Source organism: Rahnella sp. JUb53, from assembly GCF_004346065.1.
Lineage (GTDB): Bacteria > Pseudomonadota > Gammaproteobacteria > Enterobacterales > Enterobacteriaceae > Rahnella > Rahnella variigena.
Map to the genome: position 1 here is coordinate 24,102 of NZ_SLYT01000016.1, position 13,953 is coordinate 38,054.

Sequence of the window (13,953 nt, forward strand, 5' to 3'; positions counted from 1 at the left end):
GCTCGATTAGCTCCTCCCCCTGCGAAGGGGGAGTTGGGAGGGGGTATTACAGATATTTGATGCACAATCAACTTTAATAAAAACTCCAGTTGAACTTCCTTATATTCATTTAAATAACTTCAACCAATAATTACCAGCATCAATCTAAAATAATAATTTATACTTAATTATTATCATTATAAAAAACCTTAATACAATGCAAAAAATACGCTTGCAGTTATCCTCCTGTGGAGTAGTTTATTTATTACTTTCAATAGGGAGATTTAAAGATGGCGATTCCTGCTTATTTATGGCTTAAAGATGATGGCGGTGCGCATATCAAAGGATCCGTTGATGTGAATGGGCGTGAAAGTAGCATTGAGATTTTGGGTTTCGGGCATGGTTTATTTTTGCCTACTGATAATAATACGGGAAAAATAACAGGTACCCGAGTGCACTCAGCAATGACGTTTGAAAAAGAGTTTGATTCCTCCAGTCCATATTTATACCAAGCTGTAGCAAAAGGACAAACGTTAAAATCTGCTGAAATCCGGTGGTATCGCATCAATGATGCTGGTCAGGAAGTTGAGTATTTCAATATGCTGCTGGAAAATGTGAAAGTTGTTGCGATCTGCCCTTTGATGCATGACTGCAAAAATCCAGCAACAGAAAAGCACAACCACCTCGAATCTATATCTCTGAGATACGAGCGGATCACCTGGAAATATAGTGATGGGAATATCATTTTTTCCGATGCGTGGAATGACAGATGATCAGATGCACATTTCGTTTGAACGGTTCAGGCTTATCCACTCTCAGTTGCCCTGGCTACGGTTTCTTTCCCGCCTATTCTGGTGAGGTAGGTCCACATCGCAACAACCCTGACTCAGCAGATCTGAAAGATATCGGCCCTTTGCCACCCGGACAATATTATATAGTGACCCGAGGGACTGGTGGGATAGGCACTCATGTTTCTGATTTTTTTGGATCAGTCGTGAGTGGGTCCGACAGGTCAGTGTGGTTTGCACTTTATAGAAACGATAACAGCATAGATGATTTAACTTTTATCGATCAGGTTAAAAGAGGTAATTTCAGACTACACCCGGCGGGTTACAAAGGGGTAAGCCACGGGTGCATAACGTTGCCTTCAAAGGATCATTTTACAATTCTGCGTGAGGCATTATTAAATACACCACAAATAAAAATCAGCTCAACGTTAAATGCTTTCGGAACTGTACAGGTATATTAAATGTCCCCTTTGAAATGTGTGCTTATTTGGCTCGGAAGTGTTTTCTTGTTTACAATGACGTTTACGACACTTTTCTCCTTATGTTCTGAACAATGGTTCTATTCGAAAATTTCAGCGCATACAGAGTTTATTCAGGAAAACATCTGGGATAATATTTATATGAGCATTTTGTTTGGAGGCTCAGCCCTTGTAGATATTTTTTTAATTTTTGTAATCGCAAAGTTTTTCGCATATCGCAAACAGGCAGCCCGGTGACATTGCTCCCCGTCAATTTTATTGCTATGTCTAAAGTGATTGAGGCCACTTACGATGAATGGCAGCATTCGCACTGAAATAAATGATGTTCTCTACACCAAAGACCGTTTTACGTGTCCTTAGTGCAGAGATAATTCAAACTCTTCTATTTACCCACATCCCCGTTCCATCCGCCGCCCAGGGCAGCGATCAGCTTGACGCTGGTGACCATCTGGGTGCTGAGCAGTGACAGGACACTTTGCTGTTGGGTCAGGCTGGTGTTTTCGGTAGTCGCGACGTCGAGATAGTCGATCATCCCGGCCTGATACTGGTTGTAAGTCACGCGGGCGGATTCTTTGGCGGAATCGGCGGCGTTCTGACGGGCGACCAGCTCGCTGTCGAGCGTGTGCAGTTCGACCAGATAATCTTCCACTTCCTGCATCGCGGTTAACACGCTCTGGCGATAACTGGCAACATCGGCGTCATACGCGGCTTCGGCCTGTGCCACTTTGCCGCGGGTAGAACCGAAATCCAGTACTGTCTGGCTGAGTTCCGGGCCTAAAGACCAGACGCGGTTTGGCAGCGAGAACAGGTTATGGAATGCCGAGCTGGCGAACCCGCCGCTGGCGCTCAGGGTCAGATCGGGATAATACGCGGCAGTCGCCACACCGACGGCGGCATTGGAAGACGCCATGGTGCGTTCGGCGGCAGCGATATCAGGACGACGCTGCAACAACTGGGATGGAATGGCGTCCGGCATCGCAGGCAGGTTGAGTTTGACGTCGCGTGCCGCAAGGCTGAACTGCGCCGGTGGTTTGCCGATCAGTACCGCGATAGCGTGCTCAAGCTGGGCGCGCTGCCATTGCAGATCCAGTGCCGAGGCTTTGGTGCTTTCAAGCTGCGTCTGCGCCTGTGCCAGTGTGGCGCGTGAGGTGTTGCCACCTTCATACTGATTCTGGATCACCGTCAGGTAACGCTGATAAGAATCGATACTTTGCTTATACAGCGCGATTTGCTGATCCATCACCCGCAGCTGGAAATAATCCTGCGCCAGTTCGGACTGTGCGCTGAGCGTTGCATCCGCCAGATCGGCCTTGCTGGCCTGCGCACTGGCGTCCTGCTCTTCTGCCGTACGGCGCAACTTACCCCATAAATCCAGTTCCCAGCTGGCACTCAGTTGTGCGGACTGGCTGTTAGTGGTTGAGGTGGATGTGCCACTGCGCGTGCTGCCGACCGTGGCATCCACGGACGGATACAAATCGGAACGTGCCTGTGTCACCAGCGCCTGTGCCTGACGGTATTGCGCGGCATACTGCGCGACGTTCTGGTTGGAAATCTGCACCTGTGTCAGCAATGATGACAGCTCAGGATCCTGATACACCGCCCACCAGTCGCCTTTGGCCTGATTATCTTTCGGGATCGCCGCCGTCCAGCCTTTGGCTTCTTTAAATGCCGTGGGCATGGCAACGTCAGGCCGTTTGTAATCAGGGCCGACGGCACAGGCGCTGACCAGAAGTGCCAGCGCCAGCGGAGCAAGCCGGAACACCATAGAACGTGTTTTTTGCAGAGTCATCAGATTCGCTTCAGGGTGATAAGTTTCAGTGTGCTTAGTTTCATGATCAGTCATGGGTACGGGCCTCCGGCGGCGTCGTGTGAGGACGCAGGCGGTGCCACAGACGATGCGTCGCGCGGCTGGTGCGATCCATATACAGGTAAACGACCGGCGTGGTGAATAAGGTCAGAACCTGACTCAGCGCCAGACCACCGGCGATCGCCAGCCCCAGCGGACTGCGCAGATCCGCGTCACCGCCGCTGCCCAGCGCCAGCGGCAATGCGCCGAAGAAGGCGGCCAGCGTGGTCATCAGGATCGGACGGAATCGCATCAGACAGGCCTGAGTGATCGCCTGTTGCGGCGTCAGACCAAGCCGCCGTTCAGCGTCGAGCGCGAAGTCGATCATCATGATCGCGTTCTTTTTCACGATACCGATCAGCAGCAGGATCCCGATCAGTGCGATCACCGTCAGTTGCGTCCCCGTTACCAGCATCAGCAATAGCGCCCCCAGCCCGGCAGACGGCAGCGTGGAAAGAATGGTCAGCGGGTGAATATAACTTTCATACAGTACGCCCAGCACGATATATACCGCCGCCAGCGCCGCCAGGATCAGCCACGGCATGGAACTGGCCAGCGCTTCAAACGCCTGCGCGGTACCGGCATAACTGCCATGAACGGTATCCGGCAAACCAATCTGCGCCATCGTCGTTTTCAGCGCAGCCTGTGCATCTTCCAGCGCATAGCCGTCGGCAAGGTTAAACGCAATGGTGGTGGTCGCCGTCTGTCCCTGATGGGAAACCGACAGCGGTGCATTGGCTCCGCTGAAGGTAGCAAACGCCGACAGCGGCACCTGATTACCGGAATCGGTGACGACATACAGCTGATGCAGGACATCCGGATTACTGGTGTAGTCAGACGTCAGGTTCATCACGACGTGATACTGGTTCAGCGTTTTGTAGATCGTAGCGATCTGCCGCTGGCTGAAGGAGTTATTGAGCAGCGTGTCGATCATCTTCACGTTCACGCCGAGTTGCGTAGCGCGATCCCGGTCGATATTGAGCATGATCTCCTGCCCGCCGGTCTGCGCATCGGAATCCACACCGGTCAGTTGCGGCAGTTTCGCCAGCGCTTTCTGCACCTTCGGCGCCCATTCACGCAGCACGGAAAGATCGTCAGATTGCAGGCTGTACTGATATTGGGCGTTGGCACTGCGTCCACCGATATGCAGATCCTGCGCCGCCATCAGGAACAACTGCGCGCCCGGTTCTTTGCCAGTCGCCATCATCAGGCGGTTGGCGACCTGATTGGCCGTCGCGGTGCGTTTATCAAAATCTTTCAGACGTACAAAGAAGGTCGCGGTATTACGTGAACCAAAACCGCCGCTGCCCGCTGAACTCATTACCGCTTCTACCGCCGGATCGTCCTGAATGATCTTGCTGTATTTCAGCACCTGCGGCTGGATCGACTGGAACGAGGTGTTCTGATCCGCACGTAACATGCCCATCAGCATCCCGGTGTCCTGATCCGGGAAGAAGCCTTTTTCCACCACGGTATAAAGATAGAAATTCAGCAGGATTGTCAGGAACAGGCCGACAAGCGTGATCAGCTGATGCCGCATTACCCAGCCGAGCGCCGCAGAATACGCCGCCAGCAATTTGTTCAGCCCGCGTTCGATCATGCGGTAAATGCGCGGCTGACGTTTTTCCACCGGCGGTTTACGTTTGAGGAAACGCGCGCACAGCATCGGCGTCAGGCTCAGCGACACCAGCATGGAGATGATCAGCGAGACACTCAGCGTCACCGCAAACTCGCGGAACAGACGCCCGACGATACTGCCCATCAGCAAGATCGGGATGAAAACGGCGATCAGTGAAAGCGTCATCGACAGCACGGTGAAACTGACTTCCTGCGCGCCTTTCAGCGCGGCCCGCACCGGCCCCAGCCCTTCCTCGATGTGCCGCGTGATGTTTTCCAGCACCACAATGGCGTCATCGACCACGAAACCGGTGGAGATAATCAGCGCCATCAGCGAGAGGTTATCCAGGCTGTAGCCAAGCAGATACATCACCGCACAGGTGCCGATCAGCGAAACCGGCAGCGCCACCGCCGGGATCAGCACCGCATTCCAGTTACGCAGGAATACAAACACCACGGCGATCACCAGAAGCGTGGCTTCCAGCAAGGTCATTTCGGTATCGCGCAGGGAAGCAGAAACGTTCGGCGAGCGATCCAGCGCCAGATTAAGCTGCACGTCGCCCGGCAGACTTTCTTTCATCAGCGGCAGCGCGGCCTTGATCGCTTCGATGGTTTCCAGCATGTTCGCGCCAGCCTGACGCGTCACGCCAATCATGACCGACGGTGTGCTGTTGTAATAACCTACGTTGTATTTATCTTCAACAGAATCATACACATTGGCGATATCGCTCAGGCGGATTGCCGAGCCGTTGATGTAGGTGACGATCAGCGTTTTATACTGCGCGGCGGTGCTTTGCTGGCCGTTACCTTCAATCATCCACGACTGATCTGAGCCCTGCAGCAGCCCTTTTGGCAGGTTGCTGGTGCTGTCGGCAATGGCTGTGCGAATGGTGTCGAGGGAAATTCCGTAAGAGGTGATCGCTTCCGGACGCAAATCAATGCGCACGCCCGGCAGCGCGGAACCGACCAGCGAAACCTGGCCGACGCCGTTCACCTGCGCGATTTTCTGTTGCAGCTGGCTCGAGGCGATATCGTACAGCTCGCCTTTACTGCGCGTAGCCGAGGTCAGTGCCAGCATGATAATCGGCGCATCCGACGGGTTGGCTTTACGATAGGTCGGCAGCGACGGCATGCTGCTCGGCAGCAAGGCGCGGGAGGCGTTGATCGCCGCCTGTACGTCGCGCGCCGCGCCGTTGATGTCGCGATCCAGATCGAACTGCAAAATGACGCTGGTCGAACTTTGCGAGCTGCGCGAGGTCATTTCCGTCACCCCGGCGATTTGCCCGAGCGCCCTTTCCAGCGGCGTCGCCACCGTTGCCGCCATGGTTTCAGGACTGGCACCGGGCAGACTGGCGCTGACCAGAATGGTCGGGAAATCCACCTGTGGCAGCGGCGCAACCGGCAGCAGGCGATATCCCAGCAAACCGAGCAGGAGTATCGCCAGCGTCAGCAGCATGGTGGCGACCGGACGGAAGATGAAGAAACGCGAAATATTCATTTATTCCGCCTGCTTCGCTGCGCGGCGATGACGCGGATTCAGACGGTGAGAAAGCCGGTCAAACATCAGGTAAATCACCGGCGTGGAGAACAGTGTCAGAACCTGACTGAAGATCAGACCGCCGACGATCACCAGCCCCAGCGGCTGACGCAGTTCCGCGCCGGATCCGCTCGCCAGCATCAGCGGCAGAGCGCCGAGCAGTGCGGCCATGGTGGTCATCATGATCGGACGAAAACGCAGTAAACAGGCCTGGTGGATCGCCTCACGCGGCGACAGCCCCTGTTTGTTTTCCGCATCCAGCGCAAAGTCGATCATCATAATGGCGTTCTTTTTCACGATCCCGATCAGCAGGATCACCCCGATCAATGCGATCAGACTGAATTCCGTACCGGCAAAGATCAGCGACAGCAACGCGCCCACCGCCGCCGACGGCAGCGTGGACAGAATGGTCACCGGATGAATAAAACTTTCGTACAGAATGCCCAGCACCACATACATGGTCAGCAGCGCCGCGAGGATCAGCCACAGCGTGTTGCCGGTGGCACTTTCAAACGACGCCGCCGCACCCTGATAACGCAAAGTGATGCTGTCCGGCATGGCGATATCGGCCACGGTGGTTTTGATCGCCTGCTGCGCCTGTTCCAGCGAATAGCCGTCTTTGAGGTTAAAGGAGACGGTGACCGCCGGGAACTGGTTGAGGCGCGCCTGCAACAGTGCGCCGGTGCGCATATGGATTTTGGCAATCGACGTCAGTTTCACCATGCCGTTAGTCGCACCGGAATTGGTGGTAGGGTTGCCGCTGTCCGACGTCGTGGTCGTGGTTGTCGTGGTTGTCGCCACCGTGCCGCTGGTCGAAGAACTGTTGTTGGTCGCCAGATACACATCATCAAACGACGCCGGTGACTGCTGGAACTGCGGGGCGACTTCCAGCACCACGCGGTACTGGTTCGCCTGGGTAAAGATGGTGGAAACCAGTCGCTGACCGAACGCGTTGTACAACGCGGTATCGACATCCGAAGCGGTAATGCCGTAACGGGCGGCGGCATCGCGGTCCAGTTCCACATACGCAATCTGCCCCTGATTTTGCAGGTTGCTGACCACTTCGCTGAACTCCGGCTGCGTGCTGAGTTTTTCAATCAGCTTTGGCGTCCATTCCACCAGATTTTCACTGTCGGAATCATCCAGCGTGAACTGGTACTGGCTTGGCGTGACCTGATCGTCAACGGTCAGATCCTGCGAAGCCTGCATGTACAGTTCGATGCCCGGCACATTTGCCGTCTCCTGTTGCAGACGCGCAATAATTGCCGGCGCACGTTCGCTGCGCTCATCGAAAGATTTGAGGCTGATCTGCAAACGCCCGCTGTTCAGGCTGGTGTTATTGCCGTCCACGCCAATGGTGGACGACACACTTTCCACATCCGGATCCTTGAGAATTGCCGCGGTCAGTAACTGCTGACGGCGTCCCATTTCACTGAAGGATACGTCCTGTGACGCCTGGGTGATCCCCTGGATCATCCCGGTATCCTGCGACGGGAAGAAGCCTTTTGGCACAATCACATACAGCAACGCGGTAAATACCAGAGTGGCGGCGGCGACCAGCAGAGTGAGCTTCTGGTGATTGAGCACCACGATCAGCATGCGGTCGTAACCGGCGATCATTTTGTCGAAGAACTCGCCGCCTTTACGGTAAAACTTGCTCTGTTTTTCTTCCGGCGTGTGGCGCAGTAAATAGGCGCAGAGCATCGGTGTAAGCGTCAGCGACACCACCATCGACACCAGTATCGACACCGCCAGCGTGATGGCGAATTCGCGGAACAACCGCCCGACCACATCGCCCATAAACAGCAGCGGGATCAGCACCGCAATCAGCGAGAACGTCAGGGAAATAATGGTGAAACCGATTTGCTGCGAGCCTTTCAGCGCGGCCTGCATCGGCGTTTCGCCCTCTTCGAGGCGTCGGGAAATATTCTCGACCACCACGATGGCGTCATCGATGACAAAACCGGTGGCGATAGTCAGCGCCATCAGCGAGAGGTTGTTAAGACTGAAACCGCACAGGTACATCACGCCAAAGGTGCCGACCAGCGAGAGCGGCACCGCAACGCTCGGGATCAGTGTCGCGGCGACATTGCGCAGGAACAGGAAGGTGACCATCACCACCAGCGCGACAGACAGCAACAGTTCGAACTGCACGTCGCTGATCGAGGCGCGAATGGTTTGCGTACGGTCGGATATCACGCTGATTTTGACCGATTCCGGCAGCGCTTCCTGCAATTTCGGCAGTTGCGCTTTGATGGCGTCCACCACCTGAATCACGTTGGCACCCGGCTGGCGCTGCACGCTGATAATAATGGCCGGTTGCTTGTTCGCCCAGGCAGACAAGTACTGGTTTTCCGGCGCTTCGGAAAGCGTCGCGACATCGCGCAGACGCAGCGCTGCCCCGTTTTCGTAATTGACGATCAGATTGCCGTATTCGGCGGCGGTGCGCAGCTGGTCGTTGGCATCGATGGTGATCGAATGATGCGGGCCGTCGAAGCCCCCTTTCGAGCCGTTAACGTTACTGTTGCCGATCAGCGTATTGATGGTTTCCAGACTGAGGTTATGCGCCGCCAGTTTACGCGGATCGACCTGCACACGAACCGCAGGCTGATGACCGCCCGCCAGCGTGACCATACCGACGCCGGAAATCTGCGACAGTTTCAGCGCCACGCGGGTGTTGACCAGATCCTGCACTTTGGTCAGTGGCAGGGATTCGGACGTCGCCGCCAGGGTCAGCACCGCGGCATCTGCCGGGTTCACTTTTTTGTAGGTCGGCGGATTCGGTAAATCGCTGGGCAGCAGGCTGTCCGCCGCGTTAATCGCCGCCTGGACTTCCTGCTCGGCCACGTCGAGAGACAAATCCAGCGAGAATTTCAGCGTGATAATGGAGGAACCGCTGGCGCTGGTGGAATACATCTGGCTCAGACCGGCCATCTGACCGAGCTGACGCTCAAGCGGGGCGGTGATCCCTGATGCCATCACATCCGGACTGGCGCCCGGATACAGCGTGGTCACCTGAATGGTCGGATAGTCGACCTGCGGCAGCGCCGAGGTCGACAGCATGTTGTAGGCGAAAATCCCCGACAACAGCACGGCGACCATCAGCAGAATGGTCGCGACCGGCCGGAGTATAAAGAGGCGTGAAGGATTCATTTAGACCCGCTGTCTTTACCGGCTGTATTTGGAGTTGCATCGGGCGCGGCGACAGTTTTGTCGGCACCGGTGGTGGCTTTATCCACACCGCCACTTTGCTCGCGGGCTTTAGACGAGCCGTCCGCTGCTGCAGCTTCACCGGAATTCGGCGTGACAATCTCGACTTTGGTGCCGTTGTTCAGGCGGTCAATACCAGTAGTAACCACCTGCTCGCCCGGCTTCACGCCGGACAAAATCGCCACCTGATCGTCACCAAAGTCTGGTCCGGATTTCACGCTGCGGCGCTCAATGGTGCTGTCGGCTTTCACCACATACACGAAGTCGCCGTCGCTGCTCAGTTGTAATGCTGCCGCCGGGATCACCGTGGCGTCTTTCAGGGTCGCGACCTGTAAGCGGGCATTCACAAACTGGTTCGGATAGAGTTTCTCATCGGCGTTATCGAACAGCGCTTTCAGCTTGATGCTGCCGGTGCTGGTATCAATTTCGTTGCTGATAAATTGCAGTTTGCCCTGTCCGAGCACTTCGCTGCCGCTCTGGTCAAAGGCAGTCGTTGGCAACTGATTGCCGCCACGCAGCGCTTTGAGCAAGGTTTGCAGATTGCTTTGCGGCACGCTGAAGGTAACGGCAATCGGCTGAGTCTGGGTAATCGTCACAATACCGGTGGTGGAACTGCTGGTAACCATGTTGCCCGGATCGACCAGACGCAGACCAACGTGCCCGCTGACCGGTGCGGTGATTTTTGCGAACTCAAGATTCAGCTTGGCGGCAGTGATTTGCGCCAGATCGGCTTTCACGGCACCGGCATACTGACCGGCGGTTGCAATCTGGCTTTCCAGATCCTGACGTGCCAGGGAATCTTGCGCATACAGTTTGCGGTAACGCGCCAGCGTCAGTTCAGCGCTTTTCGACAGCGCCTGATTCTGCGCCAAATCACCCTGATATTGTTCCAGCGTGGCCTGATAACTGCGCGGATCAATCTGCGCCAGCAGCTGCCCCTGCTCGACTTTCTGCCCTTCGGTGAAATATACCTTCATCAGCTGACCATCCACCCGGCTGGTGACCGTGACTGTCGCGTTGGCGACAACGGTACCCAGCGCACGCAGATACACCGGCACATCGGCCTGCGTGGCTTTTCCCGCCTGCACCGGTGTGGCCATTCCGGCCATCATCTGGCCGCGCATCGCACGCATTCCGCCGCGGCCCGGTTTTTTTTGGGCAGATGAGTCGGAAGCACTTTGATGAAAAGCAAAGAACCAGACCAGGATCGCAGCAACGATAATGGCGATGATAACCCACACGAGAGTGCGTTTTTTGGAACGAGACGAGGCAGTCGGCAGCATAAATTTCTTGGTTTCGCAGTATTAAAGAGGAGAAAGCAGCTGAAAAATGACCTTCAACCAGAGATTTTCAATATCAGTCAAAACACATTATCCCTAAAAGGCTCACCGGCTGTTTTTAGGACAACGTAAAGATTTCGTTAGCAATTAAGAATTTTCATTTCATTCAGCAGGATGAATTATACGCACTAATTTATCCTTTCTGACCCTTTAATGTTAAGAACTAAATGAGAATGAATATTGAAGACACAGACAGAAAATCATTATGAAGTGTCAGCCAGTCGTGGAATTTTGTCAGGAAAACGCAGGTTTAGCGTGAAATTTAACCTGCCCGCTCACCTTAACTGGTTATAAAACCAGAGGTAAATCCCGAAAATTGGATGTATTGATAATTTATATTGTTTGCGCCGACCACGGCTTGATAAGGTGAATTTTCTGATTGGTTTTCATCTTCTTGAAAGGGATTCAGGCGAATGCAGAAAAAATTTCAATCCAGACCGGTGATTGGGGTAACGCTGGACAGTGAGGAAGCCGGTGGCTACGCCGATTTTCCCTGGTATGCCCTGCGTCAAAACTACCTGAAAAGTCTGGCAGAGCTGGGCGCAGTACCGCTGGCTTTGCCGCACCACGCGGAACTGGCGGATGAATATCTGTCGATGTGCGACGGTATTGTCGTGACCGGCGGCGCGTTTGATGTTCCGCCTGAACTCTTTAATGAGCAACAGACCAGCGATCAGGTGCGTCTGAAACCGGCTCGAACTGAATTTGAAAAAGCCATCGTCAAAGGTGCCATGCAGCGCAATATGCCGCTGCTGGGGATTTGCGGCGGTCAGCAGCTGCTTGCCGTGTTAACCGGCGGCACGCTCCATCAGCACATTCCCGATGCACTTCCCGATGCCCTTGAACACAGCACGACCGTCGATACCGAAAACGCCGGCGGCAAAAAGCGCGCCCGTCATCCTGTAGAGATTGTTGAAGGTTCGCTGCTCAGCCGCTGCGTCGATCGCGATCATTATGAGGTCAACAGCTCGCATCATCAGGCGGTGAAATCGGTCGGCCCCGGCTGCATTGTGAATGCTTATGCGCCTGACGGCGTGATCGAAGGCATTGAGTGCGAGGAGTATGATTTCTGCCTGGGCGTGCAATGGCACCCTGAATATCAGCAACATCAGCAGGATACGCAACTGCTGAAAGCCTTTGTTGCAGCATCGTCACGCTATCAGCAGTCAATGCGCACGGCGGGTAAAGCCATGACAGAAGCGATGAACGACGCGATTTCCCGTCCGGGGAATGAGCAGGCGTGAATCAGGCGGCGCTTAAAATCAGAACCGCCCAGATACTGCATGATCTGGGCATCGACCCGCAGGTTATCGCACACCGTACGCTGCCTTACTTTGAAGAAGTAAGTGAGTACTTACTGGAGGATACGGAAACCGACGCGGAGAGCGGCAAAGTTTACCGGCTGATCTCCCCCGCGGCTGCCGCCTGGCATCAGATGAAACAACAGGCTGCCGCCGACGGCGTGGGCATTTATCTGGTCTCTGCTTTTCGCAGTCTGGATTATCAGGCCGGATTAATCCGCATCAAACAGCAGGCAGGCATCCCACCGGAAGTTTTCTTCACCTCGCTGGCACCGCCCGGATGCAGCGAACATCACACCGGTCGCGCCATAGATATCAATACCCCCGGCTGCGACGAAGTGACCGGCGTTTTTGGCGAAACAGACGCTTTTCAGTGGCTGCAAACTCACGCCGCCCGCTTCGGTTTCATAATGTCCTTTCCGCTGAATAATCCCTGGGGCTTTATTTATGAGCCGTGGCACTGGTGCTGGCATCCGCAATAAAACACAGTGACCTGCGTCTCAGTTTCCATAACTAAAATTGTCGTCGAAACATTTATCTGTTAGGCCAATTTTCTGTTTCATTTTTAGCACAAATAAAACACACTATGCCCTCAACAGGTGTCTGCCAGACAGACGCCTGATCCCAACATCTTCTTATAAGTCATAAATTTCAATGCAATCAGATACCGTTTCGCGCAGGACAGCATGGCTCCGCGTTGTGATGATGGCTATTGCCGCGTTCATCTTCAACACCACTGAATTCGTGCCTGTCGGATTACTTTCCGATATCGCCGCCAGTTTCAACATGAAGACCGCTCAGGTCGGTCTGATGCTGACCATCTACGCCTGGGTTGTGGCACTGATGTCACTGCCGCTGATGCTGCTGACCCGCAATGTTGAGCGAAAGCGCTTACTGATCGTCATCTTCGTGATATTCATCGCCAGCCATATTCTTTCGGTCGTGGCCTGGGATTTCTGGAGTCTGGTGGCCTCGCGTGTCGGTATCGCCCTCGCCCACGCCATTTTCTGGTCGATCACCGCGTCACTGGCAATCCGTGTCGCACCGGCCGGTAAAAAAACACAGGCACTCAGTATGTTAGCCACCGGTACCGCGCTGGCGATGGTGCTGGGCTTACCGCTGGGACGCCTGATCGGACAATATCTCGGCTGGCGCACCACCTTTATGAGCATCGGCATCGTTGCGCTGCTGACGCTGATTTGCCTGATCAAACTGTTGCCGCCGCTGCCAAGTGAACATACCGGTTCACTGAAAAGCGTGCCGATGTTGTTCCGCCGTCCGGCGCTGGTCGGTATGTATCTGCTGACTGCACTGATAGTGACTGCTCACTACACGGCGTACAGCTACATCGAGCCGTTTATCCAGACCGTTGCGAATATGGGTGAAAACTTCACCACCTTCCTGCTGCTGATTTTTGGTGGCGCAGGTATTCTCGGCAGCATTGCGTTCAGTGTGCTCGGCAACCGCTTCCCGGCGGCGATGCTCAGCGGCCCGATCTTGCTGGTCACCCTCAGCATGTTGCTGTTATTTGTGGCGGTGATGAATCCGGTCGCTATTTCAGTCCTTTGTGTGATCTGGGGGCTGGCAATGATGATTATCGGCCTGGCACTGCAGGTGCGTGTACTGGCGCTGGCGACCGATGCAACGGACGTTTCAATGGCGCTGCTTTCCGGCATCTATAACATTGGTATAGGCGCGGGGGCGCTTATCGGCAATCAGGTCAGTCTGCATCTGGAAATGAGCAACGTCGGCTATGCGGGCGGGCTGATCGGCTGCATCGCGTTGGTCTGGTGTCTGACGATTTTCAAACGCTATCCGCAGCTGAAAGTAACGAACTGATATCGGGACTTGAAAAG

At 54.7% G+C, this 13,953-nt stretch carries 9 protein-coding genes; 5 read left to right on the forward strand and 4 right to left on the reverse strand.

Features of this window, described 5'->3' with window-relative positions:
- The first annotated feature begins 269 nt into the window (after nt 1–269).
- The gene (locus tag EC840_RS24085) at nt 270–752 is read left to right on the forward strand and encodes an Hcp family type VI secretion system effector (protein ID WP_112290340.1); all 483 of its coding nucleotides are present in this window, start codon (nt 270–272) and stop codon (nt 750–752) included.
- On the forward strand, nt 749–1,228 hold the full coding sequence (locus tag EC840_RS24090; RefSeq protein ID WP_132967309.1) for a DUF2778 domain-containing protein: 480 nt from the start codon (nt 749–751) through the stop codon (nt 1,226–1,228). Before EC840_RS24085 ends, EC840_RS24090 begins: the two co-directional genes overlap by 4 nt.
- A gap of 400 nt (nt 1,229–1,628) precedes the next feature.
- On the opposite strand, the gene EC840_RS24095 is transcribed toward EC840_RS24090, so the two are convergent.
- The 4 genes from EC840_RS24095 to EC840_RS24110 form a co-directional block, all read right to left on the reverse strand.
- Nucleotides 1,629–3,011 (reverse strand): efflux transporter outer membrane subunit, encoded by a 1,383-nt coding sequence (locus EC840_RS24095; RefSeq protein ID WP_232829952.1) that lies wholly within the window; start codon nt 3,009–3,011, stop codon nt 1,629–1,631.
- A 70-nt stretch (nt 3,012–3,081) separates the two neighbouring features.
- Nucleotides 3,082–6,207, reverse strand: a complete 3,126-nt coding sequence (locus EC840_RS24100) for an efflux RND transporter permease subunit (protein WP_129638894.1) — start codon at nt 6,205–6,207, stop codon at nt 3,082–3,084.
- Entirely contained in the window at nt 6,208–9,399 is a 3,192-nt protein-coding gene (locus tag EC840_RS24105; RefSeq protein WP_132967311.1) for an efflux RND transporter permease subunit, read from the reverse strand.
- Entirely contained in the window at nt 9,396–10,739 is a 1,344-nt protein-coding gene (locus tag EC840_RS24110; protein WP_132967313.1) for an MdtA/MuxA family multidrug efflux RND transporter periplasmic adaptor subunit, read from the reverse strand. Before EC840_RS24110 ends, EC840_RS24105 begins: the two co-directional genes overlap by 4 nt.
- A gap of 470 nt (nt 10,740–11,209) precedes the next feature.
- On the opposite strand from EC840_RS24110, the gene EC840_RS24115 reads away from it, so the two are divergent.
- The 3 genes from EC840_RS24115 to EC840_RS24125 all read left to right on the forward strand — a co-directional run bounded on the left by EC840_RS24115 (nt 11,210) and on the right by EC840_RS24125 (nt 13,936).
- A complete protein-coding gene (locus EC840_RS24115) occupies nt 11,210–12,040 on the forward strand; it encodes a gamma-glutamyl-gamma-aminobutyrate hydrolase family protein (protein WP_113877556.1) in 831 nt (276 codons plus the stop codon).
- Nucleotides 12,037–12,579, forward strand: coding sequence for a M15 family metallopeptidase (locus EC840_RS24120; RefSeq protein WP_129638892.1), 543 nt, complete (start codon nt 12,037–12,039; stop codon nt 12,577–12,579). The genes EC840_RS24115 and EC840_RS24120 overlap by 4 nt, the downstream gene beginning before the upstream one ends.
- Before the next feature lie 172 nt (nt 12,580–12,751).
- The gene (locus EC840_RS24125; protein ID WP_112290324.1) at nt 12,752–13,936 is read left to right on the forward strand and encodes a sugar transporter; all 1,185 of its coding nucleotides are present in this window, start codon (nt 12,752–12,754) and stop codon (nt 13,934–13,936) included.
- Nucleotides 13,937–13,953 lie beyond the last annotated feature (17 nt).